The organism is Streptomyces sp. NPDC017225 (assembly GCF_044331465.1).
In the GTDB taxonomy this organism is placed as follows: Bacteria; Actinomycetota; Actinomycetes; order Streptomycetales; family Streptomycetaceae; genus Streptomyces.
Window position 1 is genome coordinate 61,677 of sequence record NZ_JBIRNE010000010.1, and the last position, 16,346, is coordinate 78,022.

Here is a 16,346-nt window from a genome sequence, read left to right on the forward strand (position 1 = left end):
GGCGGGGAGGCGGGCGTCACCCGAAACGGAATCGCGCATTCGGACGATCACGTTCCGTATCGGGAGCGTCCGCATCGTGGGCGACCGCTGTCGCCGGCCCGCGCGACCCCGGAGACTGTGGGCGTTTTTGCCCTGCCCCCCGCCCCCCACGCATCGGACGAGTCGCTCCATGTCCAACAGCACCACCACCGGTAGGCCACCGCAGTCGGACGACGCCTCCCTCTCCCACGGCCTCAAGCAGCGCCACCTGTCGATGATCGCCCTCGGCGGTGTGATCGGCGCCGGGCTGTTCGTCGGCTCCGGGGCCGGTATCGCCGCCGCCGGGCCGTCGATCGTCGTCGCCTACACCCTCTCCGGTCTCCTCGTGATGCTGGTGATGCGGATGCTGGGCGAGATGTCGGCCGCCTATCCGTCGTCGGGTTCGTTCTCCGCGCACGCCGAGCGGGCGATCGGCCCCTGGGCCGGTTTCACCGCCGGCTGGGCCTTCTGGGTGCTGCTGTGCACGGCCGTCGGCCTGGAGGGCATCGGTGCCGCGCAGATCGTCAGCGGCTGGCTGCCGGGCACCCCGGAGTGGGCGTGGGTGGCGCTGTTCATGGTGGTGTTCTGCGGGACGAACCTGGCCGCCGTGAAGAACTTCGGCGAGTTCGAGTTCTGGTTCGCCGCCCTCAAGGTCGGCGCGATCTCGCTGTTCCTGGTGCTGGGCGTGCTGGCGATCACCGGCGTCCTGCCGGGCACCGACTCCCCCGGCACCTCGCACCTGAGCGACTTCCTGCCGAACGGCGGCAACGGTCTGATCATCGGCCTGCTCGCCTCGGTGTTCGCCTACGGCGGCCTGGAGACGGTGACCATCGCGGCGGCCGAGTCGGAGAACCCGGTCAAGGGCGTGGCGAGCGCCGTGCGGACGGCGATGTGGCGGATCGCGCTGTTCTACATCGGCTCGATGGCGGTCATCGTCACCCTGGTGCCGTGGGACTCCCCGGAGGTCGTGGAGAAGGGCCCGTACGTCGCCGCCCTCGACGAGCTCGGCATCCCGGGCGCCGGCGAGCTCATGAACGTCGTCGTGCTGGTCGCGCTGCTGAGCGCCATGAACGCCAACATCTACGGCGCCTCGCGCATCGGCTACTCGCTGGTCGAGCGCGGCCAGGGCCCGAAGGCGCTGGGCCGGGTGTCGGGCGGGGTGCCGCGGATCGCGGTGCTCGTCTCCTCCCTCTTCGGCTTCGGCTGTGTGCTGCTCAGCTACTGGCGGCCGGACGACGTCTTCTCCTGGCTGCTGAACATGATCGGCGCGGTCATCCTGGTCGTCTGGATCTTCATCGCCGTCTCCCAGCTGCGGCTGCGGCGCCGGTTGGAGCGCGAGGCACCCGAGAAGCTGGTCGTGCGCATGTGGGGCTTCCCGTGGCTGACGTGGGTCGCGCTGGCGGCCATGGCCACGGTCTTCGTGCTGATGGCCCGCGAGCCGGACACCCGGGTGCAGCTGTACTCGACGGGCGGGATGACGCTGGTCCTGGCGGCCGTCGGCTACGCGTGGCAGCGGCGGCGGGCGCGCGGCTAGCCACCGCCCGGACACACCCCGAGGGCCCCCGCACGGACACGGATCCGTGCGGGGGCCCTCTCTCATGCCCCCTCGTGCCCTCTCTCGCGTCCTTGCGCATGCCCCGGCGCGCCCGCCCGCCCTTCGGCCCCCCGGAGCACTCTTGCTGCTAGCGTGCACTTGCAAGCCTTTTGCAATAAGAGGTCGGAGGGGATCCGCCATGTCCGTCTACACGCTTCCTGAACTGCCGTACGACTACTCCGCGCTGGCCCCCGTGATCAGCCCCGAGATCATCGAGCTGCACCACGACAAGCACCACGCCGCCTACGTGAAGGGCGCCAACGACACGCTGGAGCAGCTCGCCGAGGCGCGCGACAAGGAGACGTGGGGTTCGGTCAACGGCCTGGAGAAGAACCTGGCCTTCCACCTCTCCGGGCACATCCTGCACTCGATCTACTGGCACAACATGACCGGCGACGGCGGCGGCGAGCCGCTGGAGGCGGACGGCGTGGGCGAGCTGGCCGGCGCGATCGCCGAGTCGTTCGGCTCCTTCGCGGGCTTCAAGGCGCAGCTCACCAAGGCCGCCGCGACCACGCAGGGCTCCGGCTGGGGCGTGCTGGCGTACGAACCGCTGAGCGGTCGCCTGATCGTCGAGCAGGTCTACGACCACCAGGGCAACGTCGGCCAGGGCGCCACCCCGATCCTGGTCTTCGACGCCTGGGAGCACGCCTTCTACCTCCAGTACAAGAACCAGAAGGTCGACTTCATCGACGCCATGTGGGCCGTCGTCGACTGGCAGGACGTGGCGAAGCGGTACGAAGCCGCCAGGTCCCGTACGAACACACTGCTGCTGGCGCCTTGACCTGCTGAGTACCCGGGTCGTCCTGCCTCGTGATCGTCTTCTCACCCTTCACGGCGGCAGGCGGAAGAAGGGAAGCCCCCGCGAGGACGTGACTCGCGGGGGCTTCTCCGTGCACACCGGCCTGTTCACCGGCGCGCGGGTCCGCCGCGCGCGCCGTACGGGCTCCGGTTCCTCCCGTTTCCCCCTCTCCCTCCTCTGGCGCGGCGCGCGGGCGGCGCGCTGTACTGCCGTCCCCGTCCCAGGGCACCGCGGAGGATGCGATGAGGAAGAGCCTGGCCTGTCCCACCTGCGGGGGGATGCAGGACTTCCGCCCGCTCGACGACGCCGAGCGGGCGGCCGTGAGGGAACAGCTGAAGATCCCGTACGTGCACGACTACTGGCGCTGCGACGTCGCCGGCTGCCTGCGGTTCCAGCGCTGGGACAAGCGGCGCGACGGCGGCCTGCTGCCGGAGAGGTTCCGCGGGCAGGCCGCCGACGGGGAGAAGTGATCCTCGCCGGCCCTCGCCGATCCTCCCTGCCCGCTACAGGTTGCTGAAGTCCGGGCCCTTGGTGCGGGTGCGCTTGATCTCGTAGAAACCGGGGACCGAGGCGACCGCGAGGGTGCCGTCCCAGAGCCTGGCGGCGTCCTCGCCCTTGGGGGCCGGGGTGACGACCGGACCGAAGAAGGCGAGCTGCTCACCGTCGGCGCCGGGGACGGCGATGACCGGGGTGCCGACCTCCTGGCCGACCTTGTCGATGCCCTCCTTGTGGGAGGCGCGCAGCTGGGGCTCGTACGGGGTGGAGTCCCAGTGGTCCATGAGCGACTCGGGCAGGCCGACGTCCTTCAGGGCGGCGGCGACCGTCTCCTTCTCCGAGCCCTCGCCCTGGTTGTGGAAGCGGGTGCCGAGCGCCGTGTAGAGGTCGCCGAGGACCTCGGCGCCGTGCTCCTCCTGGGCCGCGATGACGATCCGGACCGGACCCCAGGCCTTGGTCTCGAGCAGCTCGCGGTACTCCTCGGGCAGCTCGTCGAGCTTGTCCTCGTTCAGGACGGCGAGGCTCATCACGTGCCAGCGGACCTCGATGTCCCGGACCTTCTCCACTTCCAGGACCCAGCGGGAGGTCATCCATGCCCAGGGGCACAGCGGGTCGAACCAGAAGTCGACGGGGGTCTTCTCCGACATGTCTCTCCTCGATGAGGCGGCGCAACCGAGCGTTTCTCCAGCCAACCGGCCGGTCCCTCCGGCCATTCCCGGTCCGCCCCGGCTCCTGCCGCTTCTTCCCGGCCCTTCCCGGCTGCCGCGCGTCAGGGGCACGTGGCAGGATCGGTGCTGTCCGCATACTGAACACCATCCGAGGGAGTGCCGCCCGTGCCCGGTGAGAATCTGTCCCGCGACGAGGCCCGGGAGCGGGCCGCCCTGCTGTCCGTCGACGGGTACAAGGTGTCCCTCGACGTGCGCTCGGCCATCGGTGACGCCCAGGGCGACGGCCCGCGCACCTTCCGGTCCGTCACCACGATCCGCTTCCGCTGCAACGAACCCGGCGCGAGCAGCTTCGCCGACCTGGTCGCACCGAGCGTCACCGCCCTCTCCCTCAACGGCCGCGACCTCGACCCGAGCGAGGTCTTCGACGGCTCCCGGATCGCCCTGGAGGACCTGGCCGCCGACAACGAGCTGGTCGTCGACGCCCAGTGCGCCTACTCCCGCACCGGCGAGGGCCTGCACCGCTTCGTCGACCCCGAGGACGGCGAGGTGTACCTGTACACCCAGTACGAGCCGGCCGACTCCCGCCGGGTCTTCGCGGGCTTCGAGCAGCCGGACCTCAAGGCGCCCTTCCGCTTCGAGGTGCGGGCGCCCGAGGAGTGGACGGTGTGGAGCAACGGCGCCGGCGAACACGCCGACGGCGTGTGGCGGTTCGCGGGGACGAAGCCGATCTCGACGTACATCACGTGTGTCGTCGCCGGTCCGTACCACTACGTGACGGACTCCTACGAGCGCGTGTTCGAGGACGGTACGCGGCTGGAGATCCCGCTCGGCGCGATGTGCCGCAAGGGGCTGGCCCCGCACTTCGACGCGGACGACGTCTTCCTGGTCACCAAGCAGGGCCTGGACTTCTTCCACGACCACTTCGACTACCCGTACCCCTTCGGGAAGTACGACCAGGCGTTCGTGCCCGAGTACAACCTCGGCGCGATGGAGAACCCGGGACTGGTGACCTTCCGGGAGGAGTTCGTCTTCCGGGGCAAGGTGACGCGGGCGTCCTACGAGGGCCGCGCCAACGTCATCCTGCACGAGATGGCGCACATGTGGTTCGGCGACCTGGTCACCATGGAGTGGTGGGACGACCTCTGGCTGAAGGAGTCGTTCGCCGACTTCATGGGCGCCTTCTCGCTGGTCGGCGCGACCCGCTTCACCGACGGCTGGATCACCTTCGCCAACCGCCGCAAGGCGTGGGCCTACCGCGCGGACCAGCTGCCCTCCACGCACCCGATCACCGCCGACATCCGCGACCTCCAGGACGCCAAGCTCAACTTCGACGGCATCACGTACGCCAAGGGCGCTTCCGTACTGAAGCAGCTGGTGGCGTACGTCGGCCAGGACGCGTTCCTGGAGGGCGCCCGGCGCTACTTCAAGCGGCACGCGTACGGCAACACGCGCCTCGCCGACCTGCTGTCGGTGCTGGAGGAGACCAGCGGGCGCGACATGGCGGCCTGGGCGCGCTCCTGGCTCCAGACGGCGGGCGTCAACTCGCTGACCCCGCAGGTGCTGCTGGGCGCCGAGGGCCGCGTCGACGAACTGGCGGTGGTGCAGGAGGCCGCCGAGTCGCACCCCGAACTGCGCCCGCACCGGGTGGCGGTGGGCCTGTACCGGCGTACGGGCGAGGGCTCCCTGGAGCGGTACGCGCGCGCCGAGGTGGACGTCGACGGGCCGCGCACGGTGGTGGCGGAACTGGCCGGCGCCGAGGCGCCCGAGCTGGTGCTGGTCAACGACGACGACCTGACGTACTGCAAGACCCGCTTCGACGAGACGTCGCTGGCGACGCTGCGCGACCACCTGGGAGCGCTGACCGACCCGCTGGCCCGTGCCCTGTGCTGGTCGGCGCTGTGGAACATGACCCGGGACGCGCTGCTCCCGGCGCGGGACTTCGTCGGCCTGGTGCTGCGGTTCGCGGGGCGCGAGTCGGACATCGGCGTGCTCCAGATGCTGCACGCCTGGGCGGACTCGGCGCTGACCCACTACGTGGCCCCCGACTGGCGTCGGGCCGGCGGCCGGCTGCTCGGCGAGGGCGCGCTGCGGGAACTGCGGGACGCGGTGCCGGGCAGCGAGCAGCAGCTGGCGTGGGCGAGGTTCTTCGCCGCGGTGGCCTGTGACGAGGCGGAGCTGCGGTTGCTGCGCGGGCTGCTGGAGGGCACCGAGAAGGTCGACGGCCTGGACGTGGACCAGGAGCTGCGCTGGGCGTTCCTCGGGCCGCTCGCCGCGCACGGCGACGCCGACGAGGGCGTGCTGGCCGCCGAGCTGGCCCGTGACGACACGGCCTCCGGCAAGCGCCACCAGGTGCGCTGCCTGGCGGCCCGCCCGTCGGCGGCGGTGAAGGCGCAGGCCTGGGCACAGGTCGTGGAGTCGGACGCGCTGTCGAACGCCCTGGTGGAGGCGACGATCGCGGGCTTCGAGCAGGCCTCGCAGCGGGAGCTGATCGCCCCGTACGCCGAGAAGTACTTCGCGGTGATCGAGCGGGTGTGGGCCGAGCGGTCGATCCAGATCGGGATGGACGTGGTCCGGGGTCTGTTCCCGTCCCTGCGGGACTCCCAGGACACGCTCGACGCGACGGACGCGTGGCTGTCCGCGCACGAGGACGCCGCGCCCGCGCTGCGCCGGCTGGTGCTGGAGGCACGGGACGACCTGGCGCGGGCGCTGCGCGGCCAGGCGTGTGACGCGGCGTCGGCGGCCGCCGGACGCTAGCCCCCGCCCCACCCCCATCCATGGCCAATGATTGGGCGTTCCGTCACTGTTACGGAATTCAGTCAACAGCAGCCGTAACCTCTGGTCCGCACCCGGCGGACCAGGGGTTTTCACCATCCGAACACCCGTCCTTCAGGGCGAGCCTGTCCGGGTTTGGCGATGGACTTGTAACAGGGGTTAAAGGACGGATCGGACACGGGAAAGTCCCCGGTCATGACGCACAACACCCCGCTCTCCCCCCGCCCGCTCCACCACCTGGCCGTCGGCCGGCGCCGGCTGATGACGGCCGCTCAGTTGCGGGCGCACGGTGTCTCCGCCGCCCAGACCGGCGAGCAGTGCCGGCCCGGGGGGCCCTGGCAGCAGCTCCTCCCGGACGTCGTCCTGCTCCACCAGGGCCCGCCGACCAGTGAAGAGCGCCTGCACGCGGTGCTGCTGTACGCGGCACGGGAGCGGACCGTCGCCGTAAACGGCGGCGGGAACGGCGGTGCGGCCGCCGGTGTCCCGGTCGGTGTGACCGCCTCGGTACCGGTCCAGCCGGGCCCGGAGGAGACGCCGCCCGTCCCCGCCTACGCGGAGGCGATGATCACGGGCCTGGCCGCGCTGACGCTGCACGGCTTCGCCGCCGCTCCCCCGCTGCCGTCCCTGGACGTCATCGACGTCCTGGTCCCCCGACTGCGCCGGCTGCGTACGACGGGCTGCGCACGGATCGTCCGCACGACCGCGCTGCCCACCTCCGTGCGGGTCACCGGCGTTCCGGTGGCTCCGGTGGCGCGGGCCCTGGCCGACGCGGTGGCGGAGCTGGCGGACGCGGGCGCCGTCCGCCGGCTGCTGACGGAGGCGGTGCGCGGGGGGCACTGCGAACCGGCCTCGGTGGTACGGGAGCTGAACCGGGCCCGGCTGCTCAGCCGCCCGCACGTGGTGGACGCAGTGGACTCGCTGGTCGCCGAGGGGCGGGCGCTGGCCGAGCAGCGCCTGTACCGGATGGTGCGCGAGCACGGCCTGCCGGAACCGGTCTGGAACGTCGATCTGCGCCTGCCCGGCGGCCCCGGCCTCGGCGCCGTCGACGCCTTCTGGCCCGAGCACTCGGTGGCGCTGGAGCTGGACACCCGCGCCCACCGGCAGCGGGAGGACGACGCGCTCTGGGCGGAGTACGCCCGCAAGCGCGAGCACCTGGAACGGCTGGGCATCACGGTCGTGCACCTCACCCCGCGCGGGCTGCGGGACTGTCCGGAACACCAGGCGACCGTCGTCCGTACGGCGTTGATGGCGGCCGGGGACCGGGAACCCGCCGCGTACGTCGTGGCGCTGCCCCGGTAGTGACGGACCGGAGCGGTCGCCAGGAGGGGAGAGGAGGGGCCACCGGGCCACCGTTGTGCCGGAGCCCCTCCTCGTGCACGGCGGGTCTACTCGGCGCAGAACTCCGCCTCGATCACCGCCTTGCTGTCGCCCGACCAGTCGCCGTTGAAGTTGAAGGCGAGCGCGTGCCGGCCGTCCTCCGTCGCCACCGCCTCCGACGAGGAGCCGTGGATGCCGCCGCCGTGGCCCCAGACGGTCACTCCGCAGTCGAGTTCCCGCTTCATCAGGCCGAGGCCGTAGCCGGCGCCCGGCTCCACGGAGACCGTGGTCGTCATCTCGGCCAGCTGCTCGGCGGGCAGCAGCCTGCCGCGGAGCAGCGCGGTGTAGAAGCGGTTCAGGTCGGCGGAGCTGGAGATCATCTCGCCCGCCGAACCGGCGACGGACGGGTTGAGCCGCGTGACGTCGTACGTCGGCCCCGTGTCCGTCCTGGCCAGCTTGGAGTAGGCACGGCTGCTGGGCTCCGGCATGGAGACCCTGGTGCCCGGCACCGACGTGGCGCGCAGCTTCAGCGGCTCGATGACGCGGCGGCGCACCTCGTCGCCGTACGGGCGACCGGTGACCTCCTCGATCACCATGCCGGCCAGGACGTAGTTGGTGTTGGAGTAGTTCCAATCGGTGCCCGGCGCGAAGTCCGGTTCGTGGGCCGTGGCGATCTCCACCAGTTCCCGCGGTGTCACCGTGTCGTAGCGGTGCTCGAAGAAGCCGTCCTTGGCGAAGTAGGTGCGGGTGAACTCCTCGTCGACCGTGTAGTCGTAGACGCCGCTGGTGTGGTTGAGGAGTTGGCGCAAAGTGATGCGGCCGCCGTCGTGGCCGTTGCCCTCGACCACGCCCGGCAGCCACTCGTCCACCGTGTCGTCCAGCGAGAGCCGGCCCTCGGCCTCCAGCTGGAGCAGGACCGTGGCCACGAAGGTCTTGGTGATGCTGCCGACCCGGTAGCGGTCCCGCTCGGAACGCGGCTCGCCGGTCCTGCGGTCGCCCACCCCGGCGGTCCCGGACCACGTGCGGTGTCCGTCCCGGGCGCTCGCGGTCACGCCGGGCACGCCGTCCTCGACCGCGGCCTCCATGGCGCGGCGGGTCGCGTCGTGGCCGCCGGTGCCGGGCGCCGCCACGGCGGGACCCGCCACCGCCAGCGACAGTGCCACGGCGGTGGCCGTGACCAGGGTGGTTCGTACGCGTGCGGTCATGTCTTCCCCCATCGTCCGGTGTCCTGTGCGTTCTCTGTCCTGCTCGGTCGGGGGGAGGGACCGGACGGGCGGTGTGAAGGTTGCCGCCCCCCGGGACGGTTGAGCGCGATTCAGCCCTCCTCGGCCCGCGGGCGTTCCACCCGTCCCGACCGCGGCCTCTCCCGCCACAGCCGCAGGCCGATGTCGACCATCGGCACCCTGGTGAGCCCCCGGACGGCGGTCAGGTCCTGCCAGGCCGCCAGGTCCGTGGAGCCGCCGACCTCGAACCGCAGGTCACCGCCGGTGACCCGGACCTCGTAGACGAGCTGTACGGCGTGATGGTCGGTGGTCCGCCGCAGGAACCCTCCGGGCCCGACGCGGCTCGGGCGGGTGACGCGGTGGGAGCCGACGCCGAGCAGGGCGGTGGGCTCGACGCGGTAGCCGGTCTCCTCCTCGACCTCGCGCACCACGGTGTCGTGGGGGTCCTCGCCGTGTTCCGTGCCGCCGCCCGGCAGCACCCACTCGGGGACCTTGCCGGGGCCCGGTGAGCGGGCGAGCAGGACCTGTCCGTCACGAACGCATATGGCGTAGGCCGCCACCCTCAGCTTTCGGCGCACTCCGAGACGTTAGCCCGCCGGGCGCCGGGTGCGGCGCGGCTCACAGGATTGTCACAGCCCGCCCCTTGTGTCCCCGGTGGCGTATGGCGGAAGTACGCCATGACTCCATCCCGTCACGGACAACTCTCCCCAAACAGTGAACCCTTGCGTAAAGCTGAGCGGTCGTCCGGGATCGGATTCCGGACTGCTCCGGCCGGGACCGATCGGACCCGGTCGTTCTCGCACGTTCCCTCACCTACAAGGGATGCCGATGACCCACAGCCCCCAGCGCGAACCGATACCGGGCGCGAGACGCGCGGCCCGCATGGCCGTGGCCACGGGCCTCGTCGCCGCGCTCTGCGCGGTCGGACCGATACCCGTGGCCCTGGCCGCCGACGGTCCGGGGACGACTCCCCCCGTCGACGCCCCGGCCGGCGCCTCCGTCAAGTCCGCGCACGACAAGCTCGGTTCGCACGACGCCGACCTGCTCGCCGAGGCGAAGGCCGACGGCACGAAGAACGTCACGATGATGGTCGCCACCGCGCCGGGCGAGACCGAGCAGGTGGCGAAGAAGCTGGACGCGGTCGGCGGCGGCTCCGTCGGCCGGACCTACGACGAGCTCGGCTACGTCCGCGCCACCGTCCCCACCGCGAAGGCGGACTCGGCCATCGCCGCCGCCGCCAAGCTCTCCTCCGTGCACGGCATCGACCTGCGCGACGAGATCCCGCTGGACGACCCGACGCCGGGCGCGGACCGGGCGAAGGGCGCCACGCACCACAAGGGCCGCGCCTACCCCGCGCCGGACCGCCGGACCCCCGCCGAGAACCCGTACAACCCGTCCTTCGAGACGGGCGCCGTCGACTTCGTGAAGAAGTACCCGAAGGCGGACGGCCGCGGCGTCACCATCGGCGTCCTCGACTCGGGCGTCGACCTCGCCCACCCGGCGCTGCAGAAGACCACCACCGGCGAGCGCAAGATCGTCGACTGGGTCACCGCCACCGACCCGGTCGTCGACGGCGACCGGACCTGGCGCCCGATGACCACCTCCGTCTCCGGACCCACCTTCACCTACGGCGGCGAGACGTGGACGGCGCCCGCCGGCTCGTACCAGGTCAGCACCTTCCTGGAGTCGTACACCACCGGTGGTGACGCCGGCGGCGACGCCAACCGGGACGGCGACACCACCGACTCCTGGGGCGTCCTCTACGACGCGCAGGCCGGCACGGTCCGCGTCGACCTGAACGACAACCACGACTTCGCCGACGACACCCCGATGAAGCCGTACAAGGACGGCTTCCAGATCGGGTACTTCGGCACCGACGACCCCGAGACGGACGTGGCCGAGCGCCAGCCGTTCGTCGTCGAGATCCGCGAGGACGTCGTCCTCGACGCGGCCGGCGCGAAGGCCGACTTCGTCAACATCGGCGTCATCGAGGGCTCGCACGGCTCGCACGTGGCCGGACTCGCCGCCGCCAACGGCCTGTTCGGCGGCCGGATGGACGGTGCGGCCCCGGGCGCGAAGATCGTCTCGTCCCGCGCCTGCACCTGGAGCGGCGGCTGCACCAACGTCGCGCTCACCGAGGGCATGATCGACCTCGTCGTCAACCGCGGCGTCGACATCGTCAACATGTCGATCGGCGGCCTGCCCGCGCTCAACGACGGCAACAACGCGCGCGCCGAGCTGTACACGCGCCTCATCGACACCTACGGCGTCCAGCTGGTGATCTCCGCGGGCAACTCCGGCCCCGGCGCCAACACCATCGGCGACCCGTCGCTGGCCGACAAGGTGATCTCGGTCGGCGCGTCCATCTCCCGCGAGACCTGGGCCGCCAACTACGGCTCCGCGGTGAAGACCAAGTACGCCATGATGCCGTTCTCCTCGCGCGGCCCGCGTGAGGACGGCGGCTTCACGCCGACGCTGACCGCGCCCGGCGCGGCGGTCAACACCATCCAGACCTGGGCGCCCGGCGCCCCGGTCCCGGAGGCGGGCTACGACCTCCCGGCCGGCTACGGCATGCTCCAGGGCACCTCGATGGCCTCCCCGCAGGCCGCCGGCGCCTCGGCGCTGCTCCTCTCGGCGGCGAAGCAGGCGGACATCGACCTGCCCCCGGCGAAGCTGCGCACGGCGCTGACCTCCACCGCCGACCACATCAAGGGCGTGCAGGCGTACGAGGAGGGCGCGGGCCTGATCAACATCCCCGACGCCTGGCGGTCGATCCGCAAGGGCGCCACCGCCCACGAGTACACGGTCAAGGCGCCGGTCGACACCGCGATCGACCAGTTCCTCAAGACCCCGGGCCACGGCACCGGCCTCTACGACCGCGAGGGCGGCCTGGAGGCCGGCGAGAAGAAGACGTACGAGATCACGCTCACCCGCACCTCCGGCGAGGACCGCGCGATCCGGCACGAGCTGCACTTCGAGAACAACGCCGGGCGCACCTTCCGCATCGTCGGCTCCGACGAGGTGCGGCTGCCGCTGAACGAGCCGGTGACCGTCAAGGTGCAGGCCAAGCCGCGCTCCGAGGGCCTCAAGAGCGCGATCCTCGAGGTCGATGACCCGCGCACCGAGGGCACCGACAAGCTGGTCCTGACCACGGTCGTGGCCTCGGCCCCGCTGGAGTACGACTTCTCCGCGAAGGACTCCGTGCAGCGCAACGACACCGAGTCGTACTTCGTGACCGTCCCCGAGGGCGCGAAGTCGCTCGAGGTGGCGATGAGCGGGCTGAAGGACGGGAGCCAGACCCGGTTCATCGCCCTCCACCCGTACGGCGTCCCGGTCGACAACACGTCCACCCCGTACTGCTACAACAACTACCTCGACGGCAACGGCTGCCGCCCCGACGTGCGTGCGTACGCCGACCCGCAGCCCGGCGTCTGGGAGATCGAGGTCGAGTCGCGGCGCACCTCGCCGCTGCTGGACAACCCGTACAAGCTGGACGTCACCGTGCTCGGCGCCACCTTCGACCCGGAGGTCGTGACCGTGCCCGAGGCGAAGGTGGGCACCCCGGCCGACGCCTCCTGGAAGGTGACGAACCAGTACGGCCCGATCGAGGGCCAGCTCGTCGGCGGCCCGCTCGGCTCGGCCGAGACGTCCCGCCCGTCGATCGAGCAGGGTGGGACCACCACCTCCACGGTGGAGGTGCCCGAGGGCGCCGAGTCGCTGGACGTGGCCATCGGGGGCGTCTCCGACACGGCCTCCGACCTGGACCTGACGGTCTACGACAAGGACGGCAACGTCGTCGGCCAGTCCGCCGACGGCGACTCTCAGGAGTCGGTCTCCGTGCCGAAGCCGGCCGCCGGTACCTACACCGTCGAGGTCGTGGGCTACTCGGTGCCGTCGGGCACGACGGAGTACGACTACCGGGACGTGTACTTCGCCGCGTCCCTCGGCTCGGTCACCGTGGACGGCTCGGCTCCCGTCGAGCTCGGCACGGGCGACTCCGCGACGGTCTCGGGCAGCGTCACGGCGCTGGCCGCCGCTCCGGAGGGCCGTGAGTTCTTCGGGCAGGTCCAGCTGGTCAACGCCCACGGCACGGCCGCGGGCCTCGGCAGCGTACGGATCGGCACGGTCGTGCCGTAGTCCGGTGCGGTGCTGGGGCAGGCCCCAAAGGGCGGGCGCTCCGCGGGGCGCCCGCCCTTTCCGCGTGCCGGGGGTCAGTCGCAGGTGAGGGCGCGGGATCGGGGCAGGGACGCGGTGATCCAGGCGCGTTCGGCGGCGACGGCCTCCGCTCCGGTGACCACGACGTCCGGGCTGTCACCGTGCACGGGGACGCCGATCAGCGCGCGGTCGCCCACGGCGAGCCGGGCGGTGGTGTCGTCCAGGACGAACGTGATCCGCTCGCCCGCCTTCCCGGGACGTTCCCGCGGCTTGTAGGAGCGGGTCACGTCCAGGGTGATCCGGTGCCGCCCGGCCCCCGGCACCGTCTCCGCGCCGGTCACCGTGCCCTCGGCCACCAGACGGGCGCAGGCGAGGTAGCGGGGGCTGCCGAAGGCGACGCCACCGGACTCGGCGGAGTCCGCCTGCCCGTCGCTCGCCGCGGCCTTGCCGCTCGCCGCGTCCTCGGCCCCGTTCCCGCCCTGCGCCACCAGCCAGCCGAGCCCCGTCACCAGCACGCCGGCGCACGCCACCGCGAGGGCGCCGAAGGCGACGGCGAGCGGACGGCGCCGGGGGCGGCGAGCGGGCTCCCGCACCGGGCGGACCCCGGGGCCGGGAAGCGGCTCGCCCAGCGACCGCCCGATGATCCCCAGCTGCTCCCGCAGCAGCGCCACGTCGGCCACCGCCGACCGGTACTCGGCATCGGCACCGGCGTCCCTGTCCGCGCCCGTTCCGGGGGGCAGCGGCTCGCCCGTGATCGCGGCCATCAGCGCGTCGTGCGCACCGGGCTGCTGTTCGGCGGCCATCTCACACCACCTCGTCCTCGTGCAGGCGGGCCCGCAGCGCCCGTACCGCCGTGTGCAGCCTGCTCTTGACCGTGCCCTCGGGGACGCCGAGCTCCTCGGCGATGCCGCGCACCGGCAGGTCGGCGAAGAAACGCAGGACCAGGACCTGGCGCTGGGCGTCGGGCAGCTCGTCCAGGCCCTGGGCCACGGCGAGGGAGAGCAGACTGGTCTCCTCGCCGGAGGGCTGCTCGGACTGGCGCAGCGCGGCCAGGCGCTCGCCGAGCCGGTCCTGGCGGCGCCTGGCCCGGTGCCAGTCCATGGCCAGGTTGGAGGCGACGACCGCCGCCCACGCGGACACGTCGCGCGGCGCCTCCCGTCCGCTCGCCGTCCGCTCCAGCAGCCGCAGGCGGACCTGCTGCACCCCGTCCGGCAGGTCCGCCTGCGGCACCCCGCCCAGCGCGAGCACCGCCCGCACCCGGCGTTCCTGAGCCGCGTCCAGAGGGTCGTCGAGTACGCCGTCCCCCTGCCCGCGGCGGGCCTTTCCGCGCAGCACAGCCACCCCTCCCCCAGCCACGTTTCCCCTACGACGCCGGCGGGGCCCGAAACGTTCGCCCGGCCGGCGGCCCCGTGGTGCGAGGCGTACGTCACATCGTCGTGTGGGGCGGGAAAGGATGGGCAGGGGCCGGAACAGCACAGCTTGCGGCGCGAGGCCCGGTGGAGGTGAATTCCTGCAGCTCAGCAGGGGTTTCCAGCAAAGGACCGCGCCCGCTGTGCGAGCCGCCGCGTCCCAGGGTGCGGGCATCCCGCGCAAAGAACTGGACAGGCGGGCCGGACTTCGCCCCATGATGGAAAAGTCTCGGCCGAGCAAAGCGCGCGTGAAGACACGCGCACAAACGGAGAAGGAGTCACCGTGAGGGTCGGAATCGTCGGAGCCACCGGTCAGGTCGGCACGGTCATGCGCGGAATCCTCACGGAACGCGACTTCCCGGTCACCGAGCTGCGCCTGTTCGCCTCCGCCCGCAGCGCCGGCAAGGAGCTGGACGGCGTGACGGTGGAGGACGCGGCCACCGCCGACTACTCGGGCCTGGACATCGTGCTGTTCTCCGCGGGCGGCGCCACCTCGAAGGCGCTGGCCGAGAAGGTCGCCTCCCAGGGTGCCGTCGTGATCGACAACTCCTCCGCCTGGCGCCGTGACCCCGAGGTCCCGCTGGTCGTCTCCGAGGTGAACCCGCACGCGATCGCCGACCGCCCCAAGGGCATCATCGCCAACCCGAACTGCACGACGATGGCCGCGATGCCGGTCCTGCGTCCGCTGCACGCGGAGGCGGGCCTCGAAGCGCTGGTCGTCGCCACCTACCAGGCCGTGTCCGGCTCCGGCGTGGCCGGCGTGGACGAGCTGTTCGAGCAGGTCCAGAAGGTCGGCGCGGACGCGCCCAAGCTCGCCCACGACGGTGCGGCGGTCGAGTTCCCGAAGCCGGAGAAGTACGTCGCGCCGATCGCGTACAACGTGCTGCCGCTGGCGGGCTCCATCGTGGACGACGGTCTGCACGAGACGGACGAGGAGCAGAAGCTCCGCAACGAGTCCCGCAAGATCCTGGAGATCCCGGGGCTGAAGGTGTCCGGCACCTGCGTGCGCGTGCCCGTCTTCAGCGGCCACTCCCTCCAGATCAACGCCCGTTTCGCCCGCCCGATCAGCGTGGAGCGCGCCAAGGAGCTGCTGGCCGGCGCCCCCGGCGTCGCGCTCACCGAGGTGCCGACCCCGCTGGAGGCGGCCGGCCAGGACCCGTCGTACGTGGGCCGTATCCGCCAGGACGAGACCGTGGACAACGGCCTCGCCCTGTTCGTCTCCAACGACAACCTGCGCAAGGGCGCGGCCCTGAACGCGGTGCAGATCGCGGAGCTGGTGGCGGCGGAGCTGAAGGGCTAGTCCGCAGGGCCGGGACCCAGGGCTGGGCCCGGGGACTGGCCTCGCCTCACCTCGTAGAGGAAGCAGCCGTACTCGACGGCCCGGACGTGGACGAACGCCACGGCCGGGTCGTCGAGCGCTTCCCGGAGCGCGGGTGCGAAGGCGCCGGCGCCCTCGACCAGCCGCCCGCCCAGGATGCGCCCGTCGGCCGAGTAGCGGCGCAGGACGCGGTGCGCGTTCGTGAAGGCGAGGCCGTCCGCCTCGGGCCCCGCGCACTTGTCGGCGTGGACGAAGACCGGCCCCCGCTCGTCGTACGCGCCCGGGTCGGCGCCCGTCCCGGCCGCCCAGCGCCGCAGCGGGGCGTAGGAGACCAGGGCGATCCTCTCCCCCGGCGTGCTGCGGCGCAGGCAGCAGCGCAGAGGCGCCCCGCCCTCGTCGTCGGTGTACGGGGCGGGTACGCGGCCCGCGTCGTCGGTGGTGCGCAGTTCCTTCAGGGCGGACGGCGGGATCGGCCGTGCGGTGTAGTGCTGCATGAACCCAGGCTCGCGCCCGCCCGGCCCGCGCACCGGCGGGAAATGGACATCGCGTCGGGTACGGGCCACGTGGAAGGATGGCGC

Annotated in this window: 13 protein-coding genes; 7 read left to right on the forward strand and 6 right to left on the reverse strand. The window is 72.2% G+C overall.

Annotated features, from left to right (window positions below; genetic code table 11):
• The first annotated feature begins 169 nt into the window (after nucleotides 1-169).
• The 3 genes from ACH4NX_RS22210 to ACH4NX_RS22220 all read left to right on the forward strand — a co-directional run bounded on the left by ACH4NX_RS22210 (nucleotide 170) and on the right by ACH4NX_RS22220 (nucleotide 2,881).
• Nucleotides 170-1,552 carry an amino acid permease gene (locus tag ACH4NX_RS22210; RefSeq protein WP_351387830.1) on the forward strand — a complete coding sequence of 461 codons (1,383 nt, stop codon included), beginning with the start codon at nucleotides 170-172 and terminating at the stop codon, nucleotides 1,550-1,552.
• Between the two features lie 199 nt (nucleotides 1,553-1,751).
• Nucleotides 1,752-2,393: a superoxide dismutase gene (locus tag ACH4NX_RS22215; RefSeq protein ID WP_351387827.1), complete on the forward strand. Its 642-nt coding sequence runs from the start codon at nucleotides 1,752-1,754 to the stop codon at nucleotides 2,391-2,393.
• A 260-nt stretch (nucleotides 2,394-2,653) separates the two neighbouring features.
• Nucleotides 2,654-2,881, forward strand: coding sequence for a hypothetical protein (locus tag ACH4NX_RS22220; RefSeq protein ID WP_398128653.1), 228 nt, complete (start codon nucleotides 2,654-2,656; stop codon nucleotides 2,879-2,881).
• 33 nt (nucleotides 2,882-2,914) lie between these two features.
• On the opposite strand, the gene ACH4NX_RS22225 is transcribed toward ACH4NX_RS22220, so the two are convergent.
• Nucleotides 2,915-3,553 carry a DsbA family protein gene (locus ACH4NX_RS22225; protein ID WP_351387823.1) on the reverse strand — a complete coding sequence of 213 codons (639 nt, stop codon included), beginning with the start codon at nucleotides 3,551-3,553 and terminating at the stop codon, nucleotides 2,915-2,917.
• A 186-nt stretch (nucleotides 3,554-3,739) separates the two neighbouring features.
• Here ACH4NX_RS22225 and pepN point away from each other — a divergent pair, with 186 nt between their 5' ends.
• Nucleotides 3,740-6,328: an aminopeptidase N gene (gene pepN / locus ACH4NX_RS22230; protein WP_398128652.1), complete on the forward strand. Its 2,589-nt coding sequence runs from the start codon at nucleotides 3,740-3,742 to the stop codon at nucleotides 6,326-6,328.
• Between the two features lie 213 nt (nucleotides 6,329-6,541).
• A complete protein-coding gene (locus tag ACH4NX_RS22235) occupies nucleotides 6,542-7,645 on the forward strand; it encodes a hypothetical protein (protein ID WP_398128651.1) in 1,104 nt (367 codons plus the stop codon).
• A gap of 86 nt (nucleotides 7,646-7,731) precedes the next feature.
• On the opposite strand, the gene ACH4NX_RS22240 is transcribed toward ACH4NX_RS22235, so the two are convergent.
• Nucleotides 7,732-8,868 carry a serine hydrolase domain-containing protein gene (locus ACH4NX_RS22240; protein ID WP_398128650.1) on the reverse strand — a complete coding sequence of 379 codons (1,137 nt, stop codon included), beginning with the start codon at nucleotides 8,866-8,868 and terminating at the stop codon, nucleotides 7,732-7,734.
• A gap of 110 nt (nucleotides 8,869-8,978) precedes the next feature.
• Nucleotides 8,979-9,464, reverse strand: coding sequence for an NUDIX domain-containing protein (locus tag ACH4NX_RS22245; protein ID WP_398128649.1), 486 nt, complete (start codon nucleotides 9,462-9,464; stop codon nucleotides 8,979-8,981).
• 250 nt (nucleotides 9,465-9,714) lie between these two features.
• Between ACH4NX_RS22245 and ACH4NX_RS22250 the strand changes: the two genes are divergently transcribed.
• The gene (locus ACH4NX_RS22250) at nucleotides 9,715-13,023 is read left to right on the forward strand and encodes a S8 family serine peptidase (RefSeq protein ID WP_398128648.1); all 3,309 of its coding nucleotides are present in this window, start codon (nucleotides 9,715-9,717) and stop codon (nucleotides 13,021-13,023) included.
• A gap of 74 nt (nucleotides 13,024-13,097) precedes the next feature.
• Here the strand turns inward: ACH4NX_RS22250 and ACH4NX_RS22255 are convergent, their stop codons facing one another.
• The gene (locus tag ACH4NX_RS22255; protein ID WP_351387810.1) at nucleotides 13,098-13,844 is read right to left on the reverse strand and encodes a hypothetical protein; all 747 of its coding nucleotides are present in this window, start codon (nucleotides 13,842-13,844) and stop codon (nucleotides 13,098-13,100) included.
• 1 nt (nucleotide 13,845) lies between these two features.
• Nucleotides 13,846-14,376, reverse strand: a complete 531-nt coding sequence (locus tag ACH4NX_RS22260; protein ID WP_351387808.1) for a sigma-70 family RNA polymerase sigma factor — start codon at nucleotides 14,374-14,376, stop codon at nucleotides 13,846-13,848.
• Nucleotides 14,377-14,733: 357 nt separating this feature from the next.
• Here ACH4NX_RS22260 and ACH4NX_RS22265 point away from each other — a divergent pair, with 357 nt between their 5' ends.
• On the forward strand, nucleotides 14,734-15,750 hold the full coding sequence (locus ACH4NX_RS22265; RefSeq protein ID WP_351387805.1) for an aspartate-semialdehyde dehydrogenase: 1,017 nt from the start codon (nucleotides 14,734-14,736) through the stop codon (nucleotides 15,748-15,750).
• Here the strand turns inward: ACH4NX_RS22265 and ACH4NX_RS22270 are convergent.
• Nucleotides 15,747-16,262, reverse strand: a complete 516-nt coding sequence (locus ACH4NX_RS22270; RefSeq protein ID WP_351387803.1) for a DUF1203 domain-containing protein — start codon at nucleotides 16,260-16,262, stop codon at nucleotides 15,747-15,749. The two genes, ACH4NX_RS22265 and ACH4NX_RS22270, sit on opposite strands and share 4 nt — an antisense overlap.
• Between the last annotated feature and the right edge of the window lie 84 nt (nucleotides 16,263-16,346).